General features: G+C 42.5%; 15 protein-coding genes and 1 riboswitch. Of the genes, 7 read left to right on the forward strand and 8 right to left on the reverse strand.

Features of this window, described 5'->3' with window-relative positions:
• Positions 1 to 230: 230 nt before the first annotated feature.
• Positions 231 to 656, forward strand: a complete 426-nt coding sequence (locus ABMY41_RS12040) for a BLUF domain-containing protein (RefSeq protein WP_289096877.1) — start codon at positions 231 to 233, stop codon at positions 654 to 656.
• Positions 657 to 671: 15 nt separating this feature from the next.
• Here the strand turns inward: ABMY41_RS12040 and ABMY41_RS12045 are convergent, their stop codons facing one another.
• Both ABMY41_RS12045 and ABMY41_RS12050 read right to left on the reverse strand, forming a co-directional pair.
• Positions 672 to 1,763 carry an MBL fold metallo-hydrolase gene (locus ABMY41_RS12045; protein ID WP_289096876.1) on the reverse strand — a complete coding sequence of 364 codons (1,092 nt, stop codon included), beginning with the start codon at positions 1,761 to 1,763 and terminating at the stop codon, positions 672 to 674.
• 133 nt (positions 1,764 to 1,896) lie between these two features.
• Positions 1,897 to 2,553 (reverse strand): DUF2959 domain-containing protein, encoded by a 657-nt coding sequence (locus ABMY41_RS12050; RefSeq protein ID WP_054563456.1) that lies wholly within the window; start codon positions 2,551 to 2,553, stop codon positions 1,897 to 1,899.
• An 86-nt stretch (positions 2,554 to 2,639) separates the two neighbouring features.
• Here ABMY41_RS12050 and ABMY41_RS12055 point away from each other — a divergent pair, with 86 nt between their 5' ends.
• From ABMY41_RS12055 to dtd, 3 genes are read left to right on the forward strand one after another with little or no spacing between them, the layout of a single operon-like run.
• Positions 2,640 to 3,512 (forward strand): virulence factor BrkB family protein, encoded by an 873-nt coding sequence (locus ABMY41_RS12055; RefSeq protein ID WP_349274789.1) that lies wholly within the window; start codon positions 2,640 to 2,642, stop codon positions 3,510 to 3,512.
• A gap of 25 nt (positions 3,513 to 3,537) precedes the next feature.
• Positions 3,538 to 4,491, forward strand: coding sequence for an alpha/beta fold hydrolase (locus tag ABMY41_RS12060; RefSeq protein WP_175083062.1), 954 nt, complete (start codon positions 3,538 to 3,540; stop codon positions 4,489 to 4,491).
• Positions 4,479 to 4,916, forward strand: a complete 438-nt coding sequence (gene dtd / locus ABMY41_RS12065; protein WP_349274791.1) for a D-aminoacyl-tRNA deacylase — start codon at positions 4,479 to 4,481, stop codon at positions 4,914 to 4,916. Before ABMY41_RS12060 ends, dtd begins: the two co-directional genes overlap by 13 nt.
• Before the next feature lie 7 nt (positions 4,917 to 4,923).
• Here dtd and ABMY41_RS12070 read toward each other — a convergent pair whose 3' ends face one another.
• Positions 4,924 to 5,613: an SAM-dependent methyltransferase gene (locus ABMY41_RS12070; protein ID WP_349274793.1), complete on the reverse strand. Its 690-nt coding sequence runs from the start codon at positions 5,611 to 5,613 to the stop codon at positions 4,924 to 4,926.
• 228 nt (positions 5,614 to 5,841) lie between these two features.
• Here ABMY41_RS12070 and ABMY41_RS12075 point away from each other — a divergent pair, with 228 nt between their 5' ends.
• A complete protein-coding gene (locus tag ABMY41_RS12075; protein ID WP_054563461.1) occupies positions 5,842 to 6,735 on the forward strand; it encodes a bifunctional GNAT family N-acetyltransferase/hotdog fold thioesterase in 894 nt (297 codons plus the stop codon).
• A gap of 48 nt (positions 6,736 to 6,783) precedes the next feature.
• On the opposite strand, the gene ABMY41_RS12080 is transcribed toward ABMY41_RS12075, so the two are convergent.
• The 5 genes from ABMY41_RS12080 to dapA form a co-directional block, all read right to left on the reverse strand.
• On the reverse strand, positions 6,784 to 7,821 hold the full coding sequence (locus tag ABMY41_RS12080; protein ID WP_349274795.1) for a phospholipase A: 1,038 nt from the start codon (positions 7,819 to 7,821) through the stop codon (positions 6,784 to 6,786).
• Between the two features lie 186 nt (positions 7,822 to 8,007).
• A complete protein-coding gene (locus tag ABMY41_RS12085) occupies positions 8,008 to 9,126 on the reverse strand; it encodes a succinylglutamate desuccinylase/aspartoacylase family protein (protein ID WP_349274797.1) in 1,119 nt (372 codons plus the stop codon).
• A gap of 5 nt (positions 9,127 to 9,131) precedes the next feature.
• Entirely contained in the window at positions 9,132 to 10,337 is a 1,206-nt protein-coding gene (locus tag ABMY41_RS12090; protein WP_349274799.1) for a PLP-dependent decarboxylase, read from the reverse strand.
• Positions 10,337 to 11,077, reverse strand: coding sequence for a 2,3,4,5-tetrahydropyridine-2,6-dicarboxylate N-succinyltransferase (locus ABMY41_RS12095; protein WP_054552405.1), 741 nt, complete (start codon positions 11,075 to 11,077; stop codon positions 10,337 to 10,339). Before ABMY41_RS12095 ends, ABMY41_RS12090 begins: the two co-directional genes overlap by 1 nt.
• Before the next feature lie 14 nt (positions 11,078 to 11,091).
• The gene (dapA, locus tag ABMY41_RS12100; protein WP_175083060.1) at positions 11,092 to 11,976 is read right to left on the reverse strand and encodes a 4-hydroxy-tetrahydrodipicolinate synthase; all 885 of its coding nucleotides are present in this window, start codon (positions 11,974 to 11,976) and stop codon (positions 11,092 to 11,094) included.
• A gap of 137 nt (positions 11,977 to 12,113) precedes the next feature.
• A riboswitch (Lysine riboswitch) is annotated at positions 12,114 to 12,310 on the reverse strand.
• Between the two features lie 183 nt (positions 12,311 to 12,493).
• Here dapA and ABMY41_RS12105 point away from each other — a divergent pair.
• Both ABMY41_RS12105 and ABMY41_RS12110 read left to right on the forward strand, forming a co-directional pair.
• Positions 12,494 to 13,189, forward strand: a complete 696-nt coding sequence (locus ABMY41_RS12105) for a DNA-3-methyladenine glycosylase I (protein WP_289096872.1) — start codon at positions 12,494 to 12,496, stop codon at positions 13,187 to 13,189.
• Between the two features lie 8 nt (positions 13,190 to 13,197).
• Positions 13,198 to 14,610, forward strand: a complete 1,413-nt coding sequence (locus ABMY41_RS12110) for a protein adenylyltransferase SelO family protein (protein ID WP_289096871.1) — start codon at positions 13,198 to 13,200, stop codon at positions 14,608 to 14,610.
• Positions 14,611 to 14,688 lie beyond the last annotated feature (78 nt).

Consider the following 14,688-nt stretch of genomic DNA (forward strand, 5'->3'; position numbering starts at 1 on the left):
AATACAGTGGATTAAGCCATTCAGGTCTCGGGGTAGCTCCCCATAATAAGGCCGAATATACGTGAACTTGCTATTATCAAATTACACTTTGAATTTTCTTGCCTTACAGGGGGAGTCCATATACGCAACTCGCAACTCGCAACTCGCAACTCGCAACTCGCAACTCGCAACTTTTTACTAACTCCCCTATCTGTACTATCTTTTCTAAACCTACCTTGCAGGAGAGTAAGATGTATTTAGTTAGACTGATTTACACAAGTGAAATTAGCGATGGGTTTGGGCCCAATGACATCGAAGATATTCTCGAGAAAGCTAAGCAGAATAATGCAGAAAGTAATGTAACTGGGCTACTTTGTTTTAATAGCACCCACTTTATGCAATGCCTTGAGGGGTCACGAAAAGCGGTGAATGAAACTTATCATCGTATTCTTAATGACAAGAGACATCGCAATATAATTATGCTGAACTATTGTGAAATTTATGAAAGAGAGTTTGAAAACTGGTCTATGGGTTACATTCCTTACACTAAACAAGTGACCCCTATTAACCTTAAATACTCAGGTACCAGCGAATTTAATCCATTAGCCATGTCTGCAGGAAGCGCCCATAAACTTATGTTGGCTTTACGGGACTCATTGCTCAAACATACTATGTAGGGCTTGTAAGTGTCACTACAGTGACACTTGCTCACCTTCATTCAATATGTAAAGAGGGACTTGGCTGCTCATCTGTTTTTGCATATGCAGTAATCTTAATAATGCAGAGTGGCTTGAATGGTCACCCATTTGCCAGCTTGAGTTGCCATAACCCCACGGGATCATCACTTTACAGCTTAGCTCCTCCGCGGCGTTTAAGCTGTCTTCTGGCGTTGTATGAACATAGCGATACCACTTACCGTTTTCTTCATGGTAATATGAAGCGATAGGCATTAAACATACATCAATCTCGCCGTATTTTTGATTAATATCTTGAAAGTGTTTTGAGTAACCGGTATCACCAGCAAAAAATAAGGTTTTACCGTTTTGCTCAAGTAACCAACCATTCCATAAATCTTTATTGTGGTCGTCGTAAATGAAAGGCACCATTATACGACTGCTAAAATGATGAGCTGGCAGCGCATGAATCGTTAAATCATTAATTTGTGTACTTGCGTACCACGCCAATTCGGAAATATTAAAGCCACCCGTCGGGAAGTTATCTGCAAAGCCTAATGGCACTAAGTAGCGGGGGGCATTGCCAATCTCTTCTATATCCGCCTTGTTAAAATGGTCATAGTGAATGTGTGAGTACATTACTGCATCTAAGCCATTAAGTTCAGCTTGTGATGGCCAAAAACCAGGTTTGCGATACATGCCGCCAGCAAGCTTAAAGGCAAAGTCTACGGGCGAATCAAACTGATCTTTAACAGGGTCAAACAACAGCTGCTCACCATTTGGTGATTGAATATAAAACCCAGCATGACCTAACCAGCGCACCGTAAAACCTGAGTTGATTGCAGGCACATGTTGTTCTGCGTGAAACTCGCATTGTGAGTTGCTGTCATCGCACACAAGGAGTTCTGATGCTTCATAGCAATTGTCAGTGCAGGTTGTTGGGTATTCTTTATCACCCGGATAAAGGTTGTGGTAGCGACCTTCGTACTCACCCTCGGTTTTTAACGGAGTTATAGTGCCTTCACCGGCAATAACATTAACAGTGTTTGAATTACTGCATGCACTTAAAAGTGCTGCTGCAATAAGTGTTGAGAGTGTTTTTAAATGCATACCATGCTTACTTTTTATTCTTTGCAGTGAGTTTAGCAAAATAAAATTTAAGATAAATCATTAAAAAGTAACAAGAGGTTACATAAAAAAGCCTACGTTTTAGTAGGCTTTTGTTATTAATAGCTTGAGCTGATTAGCCCGCTTTGTTCATTTGCTCAATGAACTTATTAGAGTCTTCGATAGATTTGTTCATGTCGTCCATTAACACTTTTATATCGCGTTTTAGGCTTGTGAACTCACCTTTGATAGCCGTTACAGCTTGTGCGTTTAGATTATGTTTTAAGTACAAAACATTATCATGAAGTGATGATAATACTGGCTCCATTTTGCTTTCTGCGCTGCGCATTGAGCGAAGTAGTTGATCAAATTGGCGCTTAGTTGCATTGAGCTTTTTGCTGCTTTCACGTTTAAGAGAGGCGCTTTTGTATTGCTCTAGCTCATCGGCCCACTCATCAAATAGCGCTTCAGCTACATCTTCTACTTTATTGATATTGCTTGTTACGTCGTTTGCTGCCGCTAAGCTCGACTCGTAATCATCATTCAGTTGATTGTAGGCATCTTGTAGTTCACCACCATCAAAATTGATAAGCGTGGTTAATCTGTCTAATGCTGATTGAAACTCTTCTTGTGACTCTTGCTGTGCTTCTTTTGTTTCTTCTACGCGGTCTACTAAAATGTCGCGCTTATGCACACCGACAGACTCCATGGCTGAGTAGTAAGCTGACTGACAGCCTGATAATGCCATTGTTACTGCAAATAGTGGTGCACTTAAAAGTGTCAGTTTTTTCATTGAGAATCCTTTTTAGGTACCTTTCATTTCAAATTATGTGGTGGATTGCTATGATTATCAAAACATTTTAGCAGAAATTAGATTCTATGGATGAGAAGCTCAGTCGATATAAGTTGCAATTAAGCATTTTTTTAAAGCAACAACCTACTTGGTGGATGCAGTATCTTAATCGTTGTATTGACGATCAAATCACTGTTAATGCTGGGTACTTGGCTTATGTGACCTTATTATCAATCGTGCCTTTAGTGGCGGTTGGTGTGGCTATTTTTTCTGCTTTCCCAGGATTCGAAAGCACGTTAGTGACCATAGAAAATTTCTTGTTTACTAATCTTGTGCCGACCTCTACAGATGTAATTAAAGAGCATATCAGTGCTTTTGCCGGTAATGCGAATAAAATGACTGCCGTTGGTGTGGGTTTTTTAGCTGCAGTATCTTTGTTACTTATTCGCAATGTCGATGCTACATTAAATCGAATTTGGCGTATTAAGAAAAAGCGTCCAATGATGATTTCGTTTGCCGTTTATTGGATGGTGCTTAGTTTAGGCCCTGTGTTATTAGGGGCTAGTATTGGTGTTACTTCATACATAGTGTCGTTAGTGTCGTTTGCCGATCAAGGTATCCCCGGCTTTAGCGGCTTTTTATTGAAATTATTACCTTACATAATTTCAATGATTGGCTTCATTATGCTCTATACTTTAGTTCCTAACACACGAGTTCCATTTAGAGCGGCAATTCCGGGCGCTTTGTTTGCAGCTATGTTGTTTGAGCTGACAAAAAAAGGCTTTGCTTTGTACATCAGCCACTTCCCATCATACGAAGTTATTTATGGGGCGTTGGCGACAATCCCTATTTTATTTGTATGGGTGTATTTGTCGTGGATTGTCGTATTACTCGGTGCAGAATTTACTGTATGTATCAGCCCTGAGAATATCGAGGACACGCCTGATATAGAGGTTTAAATTCACTGCACCTAAGGAGAGCGAGGTGCAGTTACATCCACAATATGTTGCCAACCGTGATTATCACTTGAGTGTTGGCGATGGTCATCAAATCCATGTGCAAGAATATGGTGCGTCTACAGGGATTGCTGTGGTGTTATGCCATGGCGGGCCTGGTGCGGGTCTATGCCCTGAAAACTGCCGCTTTTTCGACTTAGAACGTTTTCGGGTGATCATGTTCAGTCAGCGCGGTTGCGGTCACTCAACCCCCCATGATAGTTCAACCAATACAACCTCAGAATTAGTCGCCGATCTCGAGTATTTACGCCAGCAACTGGGTATTGAAAAGTGGCTGGTGTGTGGTGAGTCATGGGGTGCCACTTTGGCACTTGTCTATGCTATTCATCACCAAGAGCATGTTGCAGGGCTTATTTTACGGGCTAGCTTTTTAGCATGTAACAGTGACTTCGAGTGGCTTTACACAACAAAAGGAGCCGGCGCGCATTTTTACCCTGAGTGCTTTAATGAATTTGCACATGATTACACTGATTGGCGTGCCTTACTCGACTTTTATCAGCAGCAACTAAACAATGATGATCAAATTAAAGCCAGTAAATTTGCCAAGTTATGGTGTCATTGGGAGCAGGTGCTATGTCATGGTGAGCCTTTGACAAACTGGAGTTTACAGGAGCCCCATGTCGGGTTAAATCAAGCAAAGTTAATGGTGCATTATTTTCGTCATCACTGTTTCATTGAAGAAGGCTTTATCGCAGAAAATGCACATCTGCTGACTCATTTACCTATTTGGTTTATTCATGGCCGCGCCGATTTGATTTGTCGATATAGTGCCGTACAGCAGCTTGCTGAACGGTTAAATGCACAATTATTGATTTTAGATGGCATTGGGCACAGCAGTGATAATCAGGTATATTTGGCGGCAATGCGACGTGCCGCAGATTTAATGTATATCAAGTTATCGAGGGATCAATGCAAGGCTTAATTCAAAGAGTAAAACAAGCAAAAGTAGAAGTGGCAGGCGAAGTGGTTGGTGAAATTTCACAAGGTATTTTGCTGCTATTAGGTGTTGAAAAACAGGACACCGAGCAAAGCGCCCAGAAGCTTTTACACAAAGTCAGCAATTACCGCATTTTTACCGATGAACAAGGAAAGATGAATTTAAGTTTGAATGATATCAAGGGCGAGCTGTTAGTTGTTTCGCAGTTTACCTTAGCAGCCGACACTAAAAAGGGTATGCGTCCAAGCTTTTCAAGTGCTGGCACGCCAGAACAAGCCAATACAATCTATGAGTATTTTATTGCAGAGGCTAAAAAAGCGGGCTTAACAGTGGCTACAGGGCAGTTTGGTGCTGATATGCAAGTAAGCCTATGTAACGATGGTCCCGTTACTTTTAATTTATCTGTTTAGCAGACAACTACTTTTTGATCATCACGATGTGATTCACGTAGTCGGGGATTTTTACAATGCTTGGGCGCTTGCCAAACTCGGTGATTAGCAGGTGCTCAAGTTGTTTTAGTTGCGATGGGTGATTAGATAAAAAATTAATGAACAACAAGCCATCTTTTGCCATCGCTGCTCTTAGTTTGGTGTAAAACTGGTGCTTGTATAAAAATAATGGCGCATCTACCTCACTGAAGAAATCTAGGATAATCCAATTGTATTCGTTGTTTTGCTCTAATACTTGCTGCGCATCAAAACAGTGCAGATTATTGGCATGATCGCCACCAAAATAGCGTTTATAGCAGTGAATTATGTCGGGGTTTTTATCAACCGATGTCAGTTGGCTGTCAGGGTAGGTGTGCTGTAAGTAATTACGAATAGCACCACCGCCTAGCCCTAGTTCTAAAATCTTTTTAGGTTCCTCTAAGTCTTGCCAAAGCTTTGCAAGATATTGTAAATGCGGGAAAAGTAATCTGGCAGGTCGGCGTTTTTCAATGACTGATTGCAGAGTTTCGTTGATCAGTAACCAGCGTAATTGGTTAAGTTGCCTAACTTGAATACTGTAATTGCCTTGTTTATGCCAATAGATGAGTTGCCCTAATCGGTGGCAGTCCTCAATAAAACTATGTTTTACTGCGCCACTGGGTTCAAGAAAATGTTCCATATTTCGGGCCTTTAGCTATTTGTTTACTAAAATAATACAATTATTTCAGCATAGACCAGCAGGCTTAAAGTGCAATTGTGCATTAGTTTTTACAGCTCAGAATAATAATTTAGGCTGGGTCACCAAAGTATTATTCCAACTTGTTAGAAGATCGCGTATCGTAATTCGCATTCCAAAGGCCACGACAGAAAAACAACAGACAGTGGCTGAATTATCACAGGAGTTTTTATGTTTAAAGTGACCACCCCACAAAGCAGCGAAGATTGGCAAGCGTACTATTCATTACGTTGGCAGGTTTTAAGAGCACCCTGGGGCGAGCCGCGTGGTTCTGAGCAAGATGACTTAGAACAAGACGCTGAGCACCGCTTTATCAAAAATAATGACGGCGAAGTATTAGGTGTAGCCCGCCTGCATTTTAACAATCATCAGCAAGCGCAAGTTCGTTATATGGCGGTCGCTGAAGGTAATCGTAACCAGCATATTGGTAGCCGTTTATTACATGAATTAGAAAAAATCGCATGGACTCAAGATGCTGACGAGCTGGTATTGTTTGCTCGTGAGCGAGCTCTTGATTTCTATAAACGTCATGGCTACGAATTAAAAGAAAAAGCGCACCTTGCCTATGACGATGTACAGCATTGGAAAATGGTAAAACAAAAGCCCTCTGAGCCGGGTTGGTTCCGTCATCCAAACTGGACACAAGTACTGCAAAACACGTGGCGTGAGTCGATCCCAATCAGTGATGCGATGGGCATTAAAGTTGAAAGCTATACCGATTGGCAGTTTACTACCCGCGCTGATTTAGATGCAAACTTAAACCTTCATAACACTATGTTTGCGGGTTCAATTTATAGTTTAGCAACCTTAACAGGGTGGGGCGCAACTTACCTAGCGCTGAAAGAAGCAGGTCTTGAAGGAAATATCGTGTTAGCTGATGCCAACATTAAATACCTTAAACCACTCAATAACGACCCTCGTGGTAGTGTTGAGCTGGCTGGTTGTAAAGGCAAATTAGCTGATTTAGAAGACAGTGGTAAAGCAAGCTACCATGTGCCAGTAAATGTATACGATGGCGATGTGTTAGTAGCAGAATTTGAAGGTCACTTCATCGTTAAAAAATAACGACTATTTAGAGCGAGCTAACTAAAGCTCGCTCTTCATCTATTGAAGTTAAAGCAAGTCAGTTAACAGAATACCCACACCAAAACGTTCAATATCGGCGTTGTAATCAATCAAGCTCTCACCATAACCATTAAAATATTGTGCGTAGCCACGTAATCGGCCCCAAAGAGGGAAAGACCAATCTAATTGGATTGCACCACGGTTATCTGAATTTAAGTTATTACGGGTCATAAAGCTAAATTCATGCTCGTTGTAACGGTATGCACCCGAAAGCTCAAAGTAACCCATGTATTTGTAGATATCTGGATTATCATCGCCACGGGCTTCTAGCTCATCGTCTTTTTTATCTTCAGGAATGCGATACCAAGGCTTAAAGCTAAAAACAAAGCCATCTTTTTCCCATAGGAAATCGGCATAGATACGGTTCCATGAACGTGAGTTAGGCTGGCTTCGGCCATTCGATTGGTGTGAGGCACCAATTGCAATTGCCATTTCATCACCCCAAAGCACATGCTCAGGATCAAGGTAGTTCACCCAGAAGATCTCTGGTTCGTAGTTTGTTTCACGAAACGGTGATGAAATATCTTTGTTATAAAACTGCCAAAACGATTGCATGGTAAACGCAAAGAATACGCCCTGATCTTTATCTGAAAAGCCTTCGAAAATAGGCACTTTAATTGAAAGTTGATATTTCACTTCAAGGTTATCAAGTGGCTCGCCATCAGTTTGCTCTGCAAGATCTTTTAAACCATCAAAAGGACGTTCATTCGGGTTAGATACGTATGAAAGCGGTAATATGTAGTTACGCTTATGTGGGGTGATCACATTACGGTTTTTCTTGCTCACTTCTTCACGGGCTTTACGCTTATCTAAAGCGGTGAGCTTTTTACTCTCGTCTAAGTCTGAGCATTTTTTACGAAGTTCTTCGAGTGTTTGTTTACCGTCACCGCCAATCGCTTCGTTCAAAATACACTGCTTTACGAGTTCTAGCGCGTCATCTTGTTCGTTAGTTTGTGGTTGTTCAGTTTGAGCAAATACAGGTACAGAAAATAAGCCAGCTGCTGCCAGCCAAATGCGCCATCCCATTGCAGTTCCCTTTCAGTAGACTTGTAAGTAGGTATAATTATAACGATTTTTACATAAGTAACCGTGAACTTGTACTGAATTGTTGAAATTTTAGGTAAATAGAGAGCCCCAAGCTAAGCTTGGAGCCCTGCTGTAACGGCCTAAGGGCATAAGCCGTTGACTCTCACGCAATGAGAAAGGATGAGCTTATAGCTCAAATACGTTGGTAAAAAACTTATAAAGTTCGGTACCTTGATTCACGCTTGCTGAAGCAAAATGCAAAATAGCAATGGCGTCTTTATCAAAACTTAATGTTTGTAGAGGCTGCTCAGAAAGGTAGCGCTCCATTCTTAAAATGCGGGCGATAGGCTCACCAGCTTTAATATGGCCACCCAGTGGGGCAAGATACTCGACCATGCCACCCATAGGTGCGTAGTAAGCTACATAATCTTCAAGCATGCAGGCATAACGTGTCATCGCTTTTGGATGATACGCAGCATCAACTAATACCTCTTTTTGATTGAGGTAACTTAAAATGCTATTTGCATCTTCAAAAGCCGCACTTAAATCGATTTTTTCTTGGCTACCAAGTTCAACAGTGAATGCTTCTACTTGGACAGCAAATTCACGGCCTTGTTTGGCAAGCTCTTCAGATAGTGACCACCATGGGCAGAAACTCGCTTCATCCATCGCGCCATCAAAATCACTTGGGATCAGTAACACATGCTCAATGTTGAAGTAGCTTGCGCTGTCTTTGGCGTATTCAGGGCAATATAAGTGCTTACTCGAGATAGGCCCCGTGTGAAGGTCTAAAACGATATCAGCCTGGTGGGCAAGCTTTTGCAAGTTAAGAGCAATGCGCTTACCCGTTGTTAGGCTGTAATCAGGACCCGTTAATTGACTGTCGATGTCAGCAACGAGTGCCTGTTTAAATGCAGCTTTAAGGGTCGCATCATCACTGTCTTTATGCTGTTCAGCAATCTGTGACGGTAACGCTTTATTAAAGCGGTACATGCGGTTCCAATTGGTGCCAGTAATTGGATCGAAGCGACCTAAAGTAAACTCACCTGATTTTTGGTTGCAACCAATAGGGTTAGCATAAGGAACTAGGGTAATATCGCCACGCAGCTTGAGTGATTTTAGCTGCTCAAGCAATTGATAAATTACTGCATTACCTTGTACTTCAGCACCATGCATATTGGCTTGTATATACACGTTAGGTCCTGTGCCATCGCCTTTTAAGCGATATACAGGAATTGCCAGTGGTAGGCCGTTGGCTATCTCGCCAACCACAATATTCTCTTGGCTGATTAACTCTTTGCTCATGGCGATTACCTTAAATAATAGCTGGCATCTTCAGCGCTACGGATACACTCAATATTGCCTTGTTCAAGGGTGTATTCAGCCGCTAATTCGTGGCATAAAAAGTACGGCATACTTTCGGTAAAGCCGTACGCACCACATTGGCTGAATACCAACCAGTCTTGCTCATTTAAATCGCTCGCTAATTGGTGCTCACCTAAGCAATCAAGGGCGGTGCAAAGAGGTCCGTATAAAGTCATTGCCGCAGGCTCAGCCGTCGATTCGCGAAGTAAGGCTGCAGGAAAATTTTGGCTTGTTACAGCAGGGCGAAGTAAATGGTTAATACCGCCTGATAAAATCACTTGTTGTTGATTGTAATTCTCTTTGCGCTCAACAACCGGCGTTGCGTAATGGCCGCATTCGCCCACCGCATAGCGGCCAAGTTCCATCCAAAGCTCTTTGACACCAGCATCTACTTTAATAGCCGCCAGAGTCTCGATAAGTGCAGACCAATCGAGTCGGTTAGCATCTTGCGTATAGGGAATACCTAAGCCACCCCCTAAATCGAGAATATTAAGGTTAATATTTATTGAGCTTGCTAGCTGTTGTAATGGCGCAATCATCGCACGCCATAGCTCGGCGAGCTTGTCAGTACTTAGCATATTGCCCCATTGGAAAATATGCAGACCATCAAAGCTAAGAGCTGGGTAATCACTTACAGTGAGTGCTTGCCACTCATCACAGCCCAAACCAAAAGGAGTAAGGCTATCGCCACCAAGAGGGTTCTTTTCGCTGTCTGGCCAACGAAGTTGTACGCGCAATAGAACTTGCAGCTGACAATTTGCTTTTGTTGCTTGTTCGTTTAACCAGCGAACTTGGTTAACGCTCTCGGCCACAAAAGTACGTACGCCGCGAGCAATGAAATGTGAAATTTGTGCAGGGCTCTTTGCAGGCCCTGTGTTGAGCACGCGCTCGCTATCGATGCCTTGAGCAAGTACTTGCTCAAGTTCACCTTTACTTGCAACATCAAAGTTAAACCCTGCGCTGTCTAAACATTGAATAATGCGAGACAGTGGGTTGGCCTTTACGGCATACCAAAGCTTCACATCGGTTTGCGCAGTCAGTTGATTTAAATGTGCAGTTAATTTATCTAAATCATAGATAAAAAATGGCGTATCAAGATGTGTTGAAACTTGTTCAACCGCTTGCTTGATGGGCGTGCTCAAAAAGCTCATTAACGTAAAACCTCTTCTAACAGTAATGATGCATCGCTTTGTTCATCACGGTATTTCACGATCAATGCACAAGACATGCTTAGACCTTGCTCGCGAGCCCATGCATTTGAAGCAGGGCGAGAGCCTGGGATCACAATCGCGTTTTCTGGGATGGCTTCACCTTTGTCTAGCTGGCGTTCGTTAACGCAATCGTAGACAGGAATAGTTGCAGATAAACGAACACCTGGCGCAAGTACAGCACCTTTTTTCACAACCACACCTTCAACAATAACGCAGCCTGCGCCGATGAATGCGTCATCTTCAATAACCACAGGGCTAGCACCAATTGGCTCTAGTACACCACCTAATTGTACTGCAGCACTTAGGTGAACATTTTTACCCACTTGTGCGCATGAACCCACTAATGCGTGGCTATCGACCATAGTACCTTCGTCGATGAACGCACCAATATTCACATATGCTGGTGGCATGATAATGGTGCCTTTGGCAACGTGTGCGCCACGGCGAACACTGCTACCACCTGGTACCATACGCACGCCTGCATCTGCTGCAAAGCCTTGTGGTGCTAAGTTGTGCTTATCAACAAAACCACCAGGGAACTCAGTATTAGTGCCGTTTTTAAAGGCTTCTAAAATGCCTTGTTTAACTTCAACATTGGCGTGCCAGTTGCCGTTCTCGTCTTGTGTTGCTGCGCGAACTGCGCCTGATTCTAAGTTGTTTAATAATTCTAACCAGCTCATGATAAAACCTGTTTTTAGTTCCAAGATAAAATTGTGTTGTTTGCGTGGGTGATGCTGTCTGTTTGCTCAAGCTCTAAATGCGTAAGCGGCGGACGTAAATGCGGGGTGTTTATTTTACCTTGCAGGTGCATCAGTACTTTTACGGGGATTGGGTTTGCCACAGCGAATAAACTTTGGATTGCTTGCGACCAATCGGTGAATAGATTTGGGTATTGACCACTTAAACTACGTTTAACAAACTCATGGGTTTGACTCGGCCAAGCATTCGCGGCAACCGAAACTAAACCTTTTGCACCAGCTTGAGCAAAATATGGCATAAGTGCATCATCGCCACTGAAAATAGCCAGTGTTGGTGATGCCGTTCTAAAGCCTTCAAATTTGCTAATGTCGCCACTGGCTTCTTTTAAAGCCCAAAGATTTCTGTGCTCAGCAAGGTTTTTGATCACCTGTGGTGAAATCTCAACTGCGCTGCGCCCTGGTACGTTATACAACATACAAGGGTGGTTACTTGCGTCTAATAGGCTTTCAAACCAATGTGTTTGCCCAACAACCCCAGGTTTTGCATACAGAGGTGAACCTAACAGGTAGCCATGAATAGGTAGTTGGTTGCAGTATTCAACCCAAGCAACTTGTTGCTTAAGGTTCATGCCGCCCACAGCAACCATGAGTGGTACACTCGGTGCTAATTGGCAAACATGCTCAACAATGGCTTGTTGCTCTTTGAGTGAAAGCGCCAGTCCTTCACCGGTACTGCCAAGCAATAAAATGCCGTTATTTGCATCTTGCTGCTCCGCGACCAGTTGTTCAAGGGCCGTGTAATCGACCTCGCCAGATTCAGAAAATGGCGTGACAAGCGCTGTCCACAATGGATAGTCGTTTAAATCAAAATTGTTGATCATCTCTCACGAACTTATAAGGTATTCGAAGAGTTTATGCGGGAACATTTGAATGGAGCCGCATGTCGTCGTTCGAACAAGGTATAATTCGAAGAGCGAATGGGCTTAAAATAATAAAGACGCGACGGCCTTATTATACTAAGACCAGAAGCTCTCCACCAAACTAATCAATAGCGCTATGCTATTGTTGGTGACAGTCGCTGGGATTCAGCCCAGTCGCCCGAAATAAGCACCTCACAAACGGTGTTATTTCTCGGCGTTAATTCCCCTCACGTATGATCAACAGAGTCTGTGCTCTTCCCATACGCTACCTGAATAACGCACCTCTTCCAGCCCTTTATGCTCGCTTTAAAGGTTAAAGCCAACATAGTTAAATAGGGTATTGGCGGCGATTAAAGCATTTTAGCCATCTAGGTGTCAAGGCGAAGGATTTGTTTTTTAGTGACCGATTTTGCAACATGGTTACGTATAAGCGTGTTTTTACGTACACTTAGCGTTAACCAAATAAATTGGAAAAATGATGGAAAAATTTAACGATATTTATCAGCGAGCCGTATCTCGAAAAGGCAGCGAAGAAATGCTGCATGCATTGTTATCAAACCCGCTCGATGATACTGATATTGCCAAAATGCATGACGATTTATGGTTAGAAGAGTTTACGCGTAAAGTCTTTCAAAGCGGTTTTTATTGGTCTGTTATCAATAATAAATGGGCTGGTTTTCGTGATGTGTTTTGGGATTTCAGCGTAGAAAAGTTGTTGATGATGCCGCCAGATATGCTTGAGCAAAAAGCCAGTGATGAGCGAATTGTTCGTAATTTTAAAAAAGTACAAACGATCCCAGAAAATGCGTACATGATCCACGAAGTTGCCGAGAAACATGGCAGTTTTAGCCAATTTATTGCAGATTGGCCAACTGACAATATTATTGGTTTGTGGGCCTATCTTAAAAAGCATGGTGCGCGTCTAGGGGGAAATACTGGCCCTTACGCTTTGCGAGCGCTTGGTAAAGATACCTTTTTGCTTTCTCGCGATGTAGAAGCCTACTTGCGTGCCCATGAGTTGATTGATGGCGGCTTACAAACTAAAAAGTCATTACAAGCAGCACAAGATTTTTTCAATGAATTACAACAGCAAAGCGGTTACAGCCTGCAGGCTCTAAGCCAACTAGTGGCCTATGGTGTAGGCGATAATCGTGTAGGTATAGCGACATCTTAAGGACAGTTATGAAACTGCAAACCCGATACACAGATATTAGTGAACTGCTTGCTATTAAAGATATGCCGAGTGCCGTTGCTAAGCCGCAATTACTGCTATTTAATGACAAGCTCGCTGATAATTTTGCGATTAATCACGACAGCGAATTTTTAGCTAAATTACTATCTGGTTCAACAATAGATAAAGATGTTGCACCGGTTGCACTTGGTTACTCAGGTCATCAATTTGGTCATTTTTCACCGCGTCTTGGTGATGGCAGAGCACATTTGCTTGGTGCTATTGCAGATCAAAATGGCATATTGTGGGATTTACAGTTAAAAGGTGCAGGAGCAACGGTATTCTCACGTGGTGGTGATGGTCGCTGTGCAATTGGTCCGGCTGTACGTGAGTACATCATGAGTGAGGCACTTCATGCGCTTGGTATCGCGACTACGCGTTGTTTAGCTGTAGTTACAACTGGCGAAACGGTATATCGCCAGCCACCTCGCCCGGGTGCAGTTGTCACTCGTTTAGCTAAGAGTCATATCCGTGTTGGCTCATTTCAATACTTAGCTACACAAGGTGATATAGAAGGGTTAGAAAAGCTAGTCGACTACGCAATAAATTGCCACTTTCCTGACATTAGCAGTACGGGTGAGCGGCGTTATATTGAATTTTTAACCGCCGTGTTAGATAAGCAAATAGAGCTCGTTATCAGCTGGATGAGAATTGGCTTTATACATGGCGTTATGAATACAGATAATACCTTGATTAGCGGTGAAACCATTGACTATGGCCCCTGCGCGATGATGAATCAGTTTGACTTAGACACTGTGTTTAGTTCGATTGACCATCAAGGGCGCTATGCATTTGGTAATCAGCCGAACATTGCCAATTGGAATATTGCGCGATTAGCTGAAAGCTTAATTCCTTTATTTGCTGATCAAGATGCTGCCGTTGAGCAACTCTCATCGGTTGTGAATGGTTTTGCTGCTAAATTTAATGATGCATTTAATGCTATGTGGCAGCAGAAATTAGGATTAGCAGGTCAGCAAGAAGGCGATCACGCTTTAGTTTCAGAGTTACTGGGTTTAATGAAACAACATCAACTTGATTATACCAATACTTTCAATGCGCTTACTGAATCTTTAGTGAAAGACTTTGTGATTGATTCTAGTCTTAAAGAATGGGTTTTAAGGTGGAGGGTAAGAATATCTGCTGAAAGTTACAGCACAATGCGAGCTGTTAATCCTGCAGTCATTCCACGCAATCATAATATTGAACAAATAATAGCTGAATTTGAAAAAACAGGTGATAGCTTATTGTTAAGTGATTTTTTTGAAGCTATTTCAAAGCCATACACGTACAGTAAAGAGCATCAACGTTGGTATGAGCCGCCAAATGACGGTGACAAAAACTATCAAACCTTCTGCGGTACATAAGTGAAAGTTACATCGTTGAAAGAAAACGAGTTATTTATCGCTTTTGAATGTTCGTAGATTGAGCAGAATAATCAGTGA

The sequence above is a fragment of the Pseudoalteromonas sp. BZA4 genome, from assembly GCF_040104395.1.
GTDB lineage: Bacteria > Pseudomonadota > Gammaproteobacteria > Enterobacterales > Alteromonadaceae > Pseudoalteromonas.

Excerpts from the sequence above, each read along its gene's own strand:
- ABMY41_RS12040 (WP_289096877.1), top strand. The coding sequence starts at position 231 with ATGTATTTAGTTAGACTGATTTACACAAGTGAAATTAGCGATGGGTTT.
- ABMY41_RS12045 (WP_289096876.1), bottom strand. The coding sequence starts at position 1,763 with ATGCATTTAAAAACACTCTCAACACTTATTGCAGCAGCACTTTTAAGT.
- ABMY41_RS12050 (WP_054563456.1), bottom strand. The coding sequence starts at position 2,553 with ATGAAAAAACTGACACTTTTAAGTGCACCACTATTTGCAGTAACAATG.
- ABMY41_RS12055 (WP_349274789.1), top strand. The coding sequence starts at position 2,640 with ATGGATGAGAAGCTCAGTCGATATAAGTTGCAATTAAGCATTTTTTTA.
- dtd (WP_349274791.1), top strand. The coding sequence starts at position 4,479 with ATGCAAGGCTTAATTCAAAGAGTAAAACAAGCAAAAGTAGAAGTGGCA.
- ABMY41_RS12070 (WP_349274793.1), bottom strand. The coding sequence starts at position 5,613 with ATGGAACATTTTCTTGAACCCAGTGGCGCAGTAAAACATAGTTTTATT.
- ABMY41_RS12075 (WP_054563461.1), top strand. The coding sequence starts at position 5,842 with ATGTTTAAAGTGACCACCCCACAAAGCAGCGAAGATTGGCAAGCGTAC.
- ABMY41_RS12080 (WP_349274795.1), bottom strand. The coding sequence starts at position 7,821 with ATGGGATGGCGCATTTGGCTGGCAGCAGCTGGCTTATTTTCTGTACCT.
- ABMY41_RS12085 (WP_349274797.1), bottom strand. The coding sequence starts at position 9,126 with ATGAGCAAAGAGTTAATCAGCCAAGAGAATATTGTGGTTGGCGAGATA.
- ABMY41_RS12090 (WP_349274799.1), bottom strand. The coding sequence starts at position 10,337 with ATGAGCTTTTTGAGCACGCCCATCAAGCAAGCGGTTGAACAAGTTTCA.
- ABMY41_RS12095 (WP_054552405.1), bottom strand. The coding sequence starts at position 11,077 with ATGAGCTGGTTAGAATTATTAAACAACTTAGAATCAGGCGCAGTTCGC.
- dapA (WP_175083060.1), bottom strand. The coding sequence starts at position 11,976 with ATGATCAACAATTTTGATTTAAACGACTATCCATTGTGGACAGCGCTT.
- ABMY41_RS12105 (WP_289096872.1), top strand. The coding sequence starts at position 12,494 with ATGGAAAAATTTAACGATATTTATCAGCGAGCCGTATCTCGAAAAGGC.
- ABMY41_RS12110 (WP_289096871.1), top strand. The coding sequence starts at position 13,198 with ATGAAACTGCAAACCCGATACACAGATATTAGTGAACTGCTTGCTATT.